This window comes from Christiangramia aquimixticola, assembly GCF_048285835.1.
In the GTDB taxonomy this organism is placed as follows: domain Bacteria; phylum Bacteroidota; class Bacteroidia; order Flavobacteriales; family Flavobacteriaceae; genus Christiangramia; species Christiangramia aquimixticola.
Genome location: NZ_JBLVTL010000003.1, coordinates 394,584 through 403,375, shown reverse-complemented (window position 1 = coordinate 403,375; position 8,792 = coordinate 394,584). Strand labels below are relative to the sequence as shown.

Annotated in this window: 4 protein-coding genes; all 4 read right to left on the bottom strand. The window is 39.3% G+C overall.

The features are described from left to right. A partial coding sequence (locus ACNKXV_RS08770) for a 3-hydroxyacyl-CoA dehydrogenase/enoyl-CoA hydratase family protein (RefSeq protein ID WP_417907334.1) occupies positions 1-2,398 on the bottom strand: 2,398 nt, incomplete at its 3' end. A gap of 55 nt (positions 2,399-2,453) precedes the next feature. Continuing rightward, positions 2,454-2,906: a MarR family winged helix-turn-helix transcriptional regulator gene (locus ACNKXV_RS08765; protein ID WP_417907333.1), complete on the bottom strand. Its 453-nt coding sequence runs from the start codon at positions 2,904-2,906 to the stop codon at positions 2,454-2,456. A 161-nt stretch (positions 2,907-3,067) separates the two neighbouring features. Beyond that, positions 3,068-4,849 (bottom strand): AMP-dependent synthetase/ligase, encoded by a 1,782-nt coding sequence (locus ACNKXV_RS08760; RefSeq protein ID WP_417907332.1) that lies wholly within the window; start codon positions 4,847-4,849, stop codon positions 3,068-3,070. A 123-nt stretch (positions 4,850-4,972) separates the two neighbouring features. Next, the gene (gene purL / locus ACNKXV_RS08755; protein ID WP_417907331.1) at positions 4,973-8,638 is read right to left on the bottom strand and encodes a phosphoribosylformylglycinamidine synthase; all 3,666 of its coding nucleotides are present in this window, start codon (positions 8,636-8,638) and stop codon (positions 4,973-4,975) included. Between the last annotated feature and the right edge of the window lie 154 nt (positions 8,639-8,792).

The following is an 8,792-nucleotide window of genomic DNA, read 5'->3' as shown; positions in this document are numbered from 1 at the left end:
GTAGTGGTTTCCCCTTCTTCAACATGTGCTGTAAACGCTCCAGGGTTTTTCGTTCTCCTGTTAGCGATAGGAAAGCTTCTCTTTCCAGATCCAGTAAATATTGTTCACTTACCAGTTGATTTTCTGAAAGGTCACCACCGGCCATTACATAAGCCAGTTTATTAGCGATTTTCTTATCATGTTCACTGATGTATTTTCCGGCGGCCATTTGATCTGTTCCCACAAGGAAAGCTCCTAAAGCCTGTTTACCCAGTACTTTAATGTCTCTTCGTTTTATAGGTTGGGTATATCCATTTTCAGCCATCAATAACGCATGCTTTTTAGCAATTGCCAGTTGACGGTCTGGATTTACCACCACTATATCTTTTCCTTTTTGCAGGATGTTCAGGTCATAAGCTTCATGAGCCGAAGTTGAAACTTTCGCCATTCCAATAGTGAGGAAATGTTCTCTTAATCTGTTCAACTCCACATCATCTTTCTGGAAAGTATCTGCAGCTCTAACCGTCATTTCCTTGGTTCCACCACCTCCGGGGATCACACCAACTCCAAATTCAACTAATCCTATATAGGTTTCAGCCGCAGCTACTATTTTATCTGCATGCAGGGATAGTTCGCATCCACCTCCAAGCGTCATTCCATGAGGTGCAGCGACGGTTGGAATAGAGGAGTAGCGCATTCTCATCATGGTATCCTGGAAATATTTGATAGCCATATTCAATTCGTCATATTCCTGCTCCACGGCCATCATAAAGATCATCCCAATATTGGCACCAACCGAGAAGTTCTTTCCATCATTGGCCACTACAAGTCCCTGGTAATCTTTTTCAGCCATATCAATGGCTTTATTCAATCCATCCAGGACGTCTCCACCAATGGAATTCATTTTGCTGCGGAACTCAACGTTCAGGATTCCATCTCCCAGATCTTCTACAACAACACCGCTATTTTTGAAGACTTCTTTAGATTCTCTGATATTGTCCAGAATGATAAAAGCATCCTGTCCGGGAACTTTCGCTTGTTTCTTGTCCTGAATATCATAATAATAGGTATTACCTTCTTTTACGGTGTAGAAACTATTACTGCCGTTCTCAAGCATTTCGTTAACCCAGGCTGCAGGTTCGTAACCTTCCGCCTTCATCATTTCGATACCTTTTTCAACACCAATGGCATCCCAGATCTGGAATGGTCCATGTTCCCAGCCAAAACCGGCTTTCATGGCATCATCGATCTTGTAAAGCTCATCTGAAATTTCAGGAATCCTGTTAGAAACATACGCGAAAAGAGCAGAAAAACTCTTTCTATAGAAATCACCTGCTTTGTCTTTTCCTTTTACAAGAACTTTAAAACGATCGGCTACATTATCAATTGACTTGGTCATTTCAAGCGTAGCGAAAGAGGCGCTTTTTCTTCCGCGGTATTCAAGTGTGTCAAGGTCCAGAGACTGAATTTCACTGGAGCCATCCTTATTTTTTAACTTTTTATAGAATCCCTGTCCGGTCTTGCTACCCAGCCATTTTTTATCCATCATGTTATTGATGAAATCCGGAAGGGCAAAAAGATCATGCTGCTCATCTTTAGGTACATTTTCATGTAATCCATTCGCAACGTGAACTAGGGTGTCTAAACCAACAACGTCAACCGTTCTAAAGGTGGCCGATTTCTGGCGACCAATTACGGGTCCGGTTAATTTATCAACCTCTTCAATGGTCATACCCATATCCTTTACCGTATGGAAAAGGCTCATGATGGAAAAAATTCCAATTCGGTTACCAATAAAAGCAGGAGTGTCTTTAGCAAGCACCGCTTTCTTACCAAGGAATTTTTCACCATACATTACCAGAAAATCAAGAACTTCTGATGAAGTTTCTTTTCCCGGGATAATTTCAAATAATCTTAAATAACGTGGTGGATTAAAGAAATGGGTTCCGCAGAAATGTTTCTTGAAATCCTCACTTCTACCTTCGGTCATAAAATTGATTGGAATACCCGAAGTGTTAGTGGTAATAAGAGTACCCGGTTTTCTATGTTTCTCAAGATTCTCAAAGACCTGCTTTTTAATATCAAGTCTTTCTACTACAACCTCAATGATCCAATCAACTTCGGCTACCTTATGAATATCATCCTCAAGATTCCCTGTCGTAATTCGGTTTACAAAGTCAAGGTGATAGATAGGAGAAGGTTTAGATTTAACTGAAGCCTGTAAGGCATCATTCACAATCCTGTTTCTTACAACTTTATCTTCGAGGCTTAAACCTTTTTTCTTTTCCTTATCATTTAGTTCCCGGGGAACAATATCGAGCAATAACACCTCCACACCAATATTGGCGAAATGACATGCTATACCGCTTCCCATAATTCCGGAGCCGATAACTGCAACTTTATTAATCCTTCTTTTCATTATTTAAAATTTATAGGTTAGATAGTCCATATCCTTTAAAGGAGCTGGTCTAAATTTATTTTACACTGATTTCTTCAGTATATATTTTCTTATCACTTATTAAGTCAGTAATGGTTTGTGCAACAGCAATAAAGGTTTTGAGATCTTTTTCAGATACATTTTCCTTTACAGCTTCGTCAAACCTTAAAACAACCCTCTTGGAATAATCCCGCATTTCTTTTCCAAATTTGGTAAGATGGATAAGAACGCTGCGGCCATCATGAGGATTCCTTTTTCTTTCAATTAATCCTTTCTCTTCCATATTCTTAAGGATCCTGGAAAGGCTTGTGGCTTCCATTCCCATTTTAGGTCCAAGGGAAGTAGAAGGAGTGCCTTCTTCAGGATCTATACTAAGCAGGGCAAACCCCGTTGCCATAGTGCTGCCAGCTTTACCTGCTTCCTCATTATACATTTTGGAAACGGCCATCCATGTGGCACGCAAAACATAATCAATTGTTTTTTCCTTCATAGGGATTTTGGGTTGAACCCAAAGTTAGGAAAAAATACTATGCATGCATAATAAAATTGATTTAAAATTATTAAAATCTTGATTATGTATCTGTTAAATTCTTAAAACGAAAAAACTCCCCGCATCTGGAGGAGTTTTTATTGTTGATTTGATAATAAATATTAAAAACGGCTATACAGTTTTTCGTATAGGTCTTTATATTTTTCTCTAATAACTCGTCTTTTTAATTTCATAGTAGGAGTGAGGTGACCATCATCTATGGTCCAGGCGTCCGGAGTAAGTTCAAAAGTTTTTACTCTTTCCCACTTCCCGAATTTCTCATTGTAAAATTCTACTTCCTCCTGAATTCTATCAATAACGGCAGCGTTTCTGGCAATCGCGGCATGTGATTTATCACCTATGTCTATATTTTTTCGTTCTGCCCATTCTTCAATAAACTCAAAATTAGGCTGAATTAATGCCGAAGGCATTTTTTCTCCATCTCCTACAACCATGATCTGTTCTATGAAACGAGACTGTTTCATAGTATTCTCAATTAGTTGAGGAGCTACATATTTTCCACCGGATGTTTTAAACATTTCCTTCTTACGGTCCGTAATCTTAAGGAAACCATCTTTGTCAATATTCCCTATATCTCCGGTATGGAAATATCCATCACCGTTTAATACTTCACGTGTTTTTTCCTCGTCCTTATAATAGCCCTTCATCACATTAGGACCTTTGGTAAGTATTTCTCCGTCTTCAGCAATCTTAACTTCTACATTATCCAGGACCTTTCCAACTGTGCCGATTCTGAAACCATGGTTTCTTTCATCGTTAACTGCAATAACCGGTGAAGTTTCGGTTAGACCATATCCTTCCATAACCGGAATTTGAGCAGCGGCAAAAACTCGTGCCAAACGAGGTTGTAAAGCAGCACTTCCTGAAACGATCAATTCTATATTCCCGCCAAGACCTTCTTTCCATTTTGAGAAAATAAGTTTTCTGGCCAGATTAAGTTTTGTTTCGTACCACCATCCATTTTGCCCGTATGGCTCATATTCCAGACCCAGTTCAACAGCCCAATAGAACAATTTTTGTTTTATTCCTCCAAGCGCAGTTCCCTTGGCTATAATTTTATCGTACACTTTTTCCAGTAATCTTGGAACAGCCGTGATCACATGTGGTTTCACCTCCTTTAGGTTGTCACTGATCTTCTCAATAGATTCAGCGAAATAAACCGATACCGAATAATACTGATATAGATAAAGGATCATTCTCTCAAAAATGTGACAAACAGGAAGGAAACTAAGTGCTACATAGGTTCCCGTATCAAACGGGACACGTGGCGCACTTCCCAGAACATTGCTAACAATATTCTCATGGGTTAACATTACCCCTTTAGGTCTCCCTGTAGTTCCCGAGGTATAGATCAGGGTAGCAAGGTCTTGCGGTGTTACTGCATCCTTTAATTTATCAACTTCAGCCTGATTACTTTTATCTTCTCCTTCTTTTACAACATCTGTCCAGTGCTTGCACCCGGGAATGTTGTCGAAGCTAAAAACCTCTTTAATGCTGGTCGTATTCTTTATACGGTTAACCTTGCCTAAAACTTCTTCGTCTGAAACAAAGCAGAAAGTTGCTTCGCTATGATTTAATACATATTCATAATCTTCTTCTGAGATTGTTGGGTAAACCGGAACGTTTTGAGCTCCTAATTGCATGATCCCAATGTCCATCACATTCCATTCCGTTCTGTTAGAAGAGGAAATAACAGCGATCTTATCGTTAGGTTTTATGCCTAGTCTCAAAAGTCCGCGACTAACCGCATTTGCCTGATCTATATATTGTTTGGTAGATAAAGTTTTCCAGGAACCGTCGTATTTTGTAGCAAAGGCTACATCTAAGGGATGGTTTTCTAACTGGTAATATGGAAAGTCAAAGAGACGTTTAATTTCCTTCATGAAAAAGAATTATTAGATATATACCTTGCAAAATAGGAAAAAAGCAAGCTATAACAAATGGATAATTCAAAAAATAAGGGATGTTTTTAACATCCCTTTAATTTATTGTTTAAAAAAATAAGCTTATTGTTTGTTTTCCAGCCATTTTCTTGCATTTACAAAACCTTCTAACCATGGAGATACTTCATCTTTTCGATTAGATGGATAGTGTGCCCAATTCCATTGGAAGGTAGATCGCTCCAAATGCGGCATCATCACCAGGTGACGTCCGGAATCATCAGTTAAAACAGCAGTATTATAATGAGATCCGTTTGGGTTTGCAGGATAACCTTCATAACCATATTTACCTACAATATTATATTTCTCCTCTTCATATGGAAAACTGAATTTACCTTCTCCGTGAGCAGCCCAGATTCCAAGTTTACTTCCCGCTAGGCTGGAAAGCATAACAGAATTGTTTTCCTGTATTTCTACTGAAGTAAAATTACATTCGAATTTGTGGGATTCGTTATGAAGCATTTTAGGCTTTTGATCGTGATTAGGATTGATCAGGCCTAATTCAATGAATAACTGGCAGCCATTACAAACTCCTAATGATAAGGTATCTTCACGGGCAAAGAAATTGTCCAGAGCTGTTTTAGCTTTTTCATTATATAAAAATGCTCCGGCCCAGCCTTTGGCGCTTCCCAAAACATCTGAATTGGAGAATCCTCCAACAGCCGCAATAAACTGTATGTCCTCCAGAGTTTCTCTACCTGTGATAAGATCGGTCATATGAACGTCTTTCACATCAAAACCGGCAAGATACATGGCGCGTGCCATCTCTCTTTCAGAATTTGATCCCTTTTCACGAATTATGGCAGCTTTGATTCGTGGTTTGTTTTTATCTAATTCAGGAAGTTTTCCGGTGAAATGTGCCGGAAATTTAAATTCCAGGGGTTGTTCTTTATAATTGTGAAATCGCTCTGTGGCTTTATCAATTCCGCTTTGCTTTTCATCAAGTAAAAAGGAGGTTTTGTACCAAATATCTCTTAATTCAGGAATATGGAAACTCAGGTTTTCCTTACCATTTTTAATATTAAGAGCATTGCTGGTTGTGGCCTGTCCAATTTTATAAAATTCGACCCCAACTTCTTTCAGGAATCTTTCAGCATTATCGTTTACCGATTGAAATACAATTCCGCAGTTTTCATTAAAAAGAAGCTTAATAAGGTCATTTTCTCCAAGCGCGGAAAAATCCAGGTCTGCACCAAGTTCCACATCTGCAAAACACATTTCCAATAGAGTGGTGATCAAACCTCCGGAAGCAACATCATGACCGGCGATAATCATGTTATTTTTGATCATGGACTGGATGGCGTTGAAAGTCTTCGCGAAATCTGAATCATTTTTAATAGTTGGAACTTCATCTCCAACTTTGTTAAGAATCTGTGCGAAAGAGGAGCCTCCCAATTTAAAGTGGTCCTGAGACATATTGATATAATAGATATCTCCACCATTTCTATTCAAAACAGGTTCCACAACAATCGTGATATCATCACAATGACCGGCTGCCGAAATAATAACAGTTCCGGGTGAAAGCACTTCAGAATCTTTATATTTTTGTTTCATGGAAAGTGAATCCTTTCCGGTTGGTACATTTATCCCAAGGTTGATGGCGAAATCTGAAATTCCTTTCACCGCCTCATATAAACGAGCGTCTTCACCTTCATTATTACAAGGCCACATCCAGTTTGCAGAAAGGGAAACCGATTTAAGCCCATTTTCAAGAGGAGCCCAAATTAAATTTGATAATGCTTCGGCAATTGAATTCTTTGATCCTGCAACCGGATCTACAAGTGCTGAAACAGGGGAGTGCCCTATAGAAGTTGCCACTCCTTCTTTTCCTTTATAATCCAAAGCCATTACACCGCAATTATTTAAAGGCAATTGCAATGGGCCGGCGGTTTGCTGTTTGGCAACACGACCGGAAACGCAACGGTCAACTTTGTTCGTTAGCCAGTCCTTACAGGCAACGGCTTCCAGTTGTAAAACCTGATGCAGATATTCATGCACTTTCTCCTGTTGGTAGTTAACCTTGTCATATTTTCTATGCAAGGTTTTATCTTTCATAATAGTTTTAGGAGAGCTGCCAAACATATCGGTTAAAGCAAGGTCCATAGGCTTTTGTCCCGAACGTTCTCCTTCAAAAGTAAATCTATGATCCCCGGTTACCTCACCAACTTCATACATTGGAGAGCGTTCTCTATCTGCAACTCTTTTAAGTTTATCGATATTTTTTTGACCAATTACCAATCCCATTCGTTCCTGAGATTCGTTCCCTATAATTTCTTTTGCAGAAAGGGTAGGATCTCCAACCGGTAAACTATCCAGGTCTATCTTTCCACCTTTTTCTTCCACCAGCTCACTCAGGCAGTTAAGGTGTCCGCCGGCTCCATGATCATGAATGGATACAATTGGATTCTCTTCACTTTCTACCATTCCCCGTACGGCATTCGCGGCACGCTTTTGCATTTCGGGATTGGATCTTTGAATGGCATTTAATTCAATTCCGCTGCTAACAGCTCCGGTATCGGCTGAAGAAACAGCAGCTCCACCCATTCCAATCCGGTAATTCTCTCCTCCAAGCACTACAATTTTATCTCCATTTTCTGGAGTGTCTTTTAAAGCCTGTTCCTGTTTGCCATATCCAATTCCTCCGGCAAGCATGATCACTTTATCATAACCCAACATGCGGTCATGTTCGGTATGTTCAAAGGTTAGAACAGATCCTGAAATCAATGGTTGTCCAAACTTATTTCCAAAATCTGAAGCTCCGTTAGAAGCTTTGATCAAGATATCCATTGGTGTTTGATAAAGCCAATCTCTTTCCTTCATTCCGTTTTCCCAGTTACGATCTTTATCCAATCGGGAATAGGAAGTCATGTAAACGGCTGTTCCGGCAAGCGGAAGAGAACCTTTTCCACCAGCCAGCCTGTCTCTAATCTCACCACCACTTCCGGTGGCTGCTCCGTTAAAAGGTTCAACGGTAGTCGGGAAATTGTGAGTCTCTGCTTTAATTGAAATTACAGAATTGAAATCTTTTGTTTCATAGTAGTCCGGCACGTCTGGTGACTTTGGTGCAAATTGCTCCACCTTTGGACCTTTCACAAAGGCCACATTATCTTTATATGCCGAAATTATATCGTTCGGGTTTTCTTCGGAAGTTTTTCTGATAAGCTTGAATAATGAAACCGGTTTTTCTTCCCCGTCAATTACAAATGTTCCATTGAAGATCTTATGCCTGCAGTGTTCCGAGTTGACCTGAGAAAAACCAAAAACTTCAGAATCGGTTAATTTACGTCCTAATTTATCTGAAAGATCTTCCAGATATTTAACTTCATCGTCACTAAGTGCCAGCCCTTCCTGTTTATTATAAGCGGAGATATCATCAACTTCAATAATAGGAGCGGGATTTACATGAATATCAAAAATATCCTGATCAAGACCTTCATATTTTTGAGATAACATTGGGTCAAAATCGTGAAAATGTTCATCAACTCTAAGGAATTCCTCAATCCTAATGATGCCCTTGATTCCCATGTTTTGGGTAATTTCAACAGCATTGGTACTCCAGGGAGTAATCATGGCGGCACGTGGCCCAACAAAAAAATCTGCCAGAGCAGATTTATTGATTTGTTGTGTATTTCCAAAAAGCCAGTTTAGTTTAGTGATTTCCTGAGCTGAAAGATTAGAATGCGTTTCTACCGCAAATATCTTAGTAGTTTGATTTCCGAAGAAAAGGATCATGTATGTTGTGTTTGTGTTGTTATGAGCAAGGCACAAATTTACTTTTTTGCGGTTAATTCAGGAAATTAATACTCAGGAATCTTAATGGTTTTTATATAAGGAAATTACCTGCAGACTTAGGAAGATTAATTATCTTTATAGAAGTACCGAATCT

What these genes read in the sequence shown, in the direction of transcription:
- purL (WP_417907331.1), bottom strand. Translation starts at nt 8,638, where the DNA reads ATGATCCTTTTCTTCGGAAATCAAACTACTAAGATATTTGCGGTAGAA.
- ACNKXV_RS08760 (WP_417907332.1), bottom strand. Translation starts at nt 4,849, where the DNA reads ATGAAGGAAATTAAACGTCTCTTTGACTTTCCATATTACCAGTTAGAA.
- ACNKXV_RS08765 (WP_417907333.1), bottom strand. Translation starts at nt 2,906, where the DNA reads ATGAAGGAAAAAACAATTGATTATGTTTTGCGTGCCACATGGATGGCC.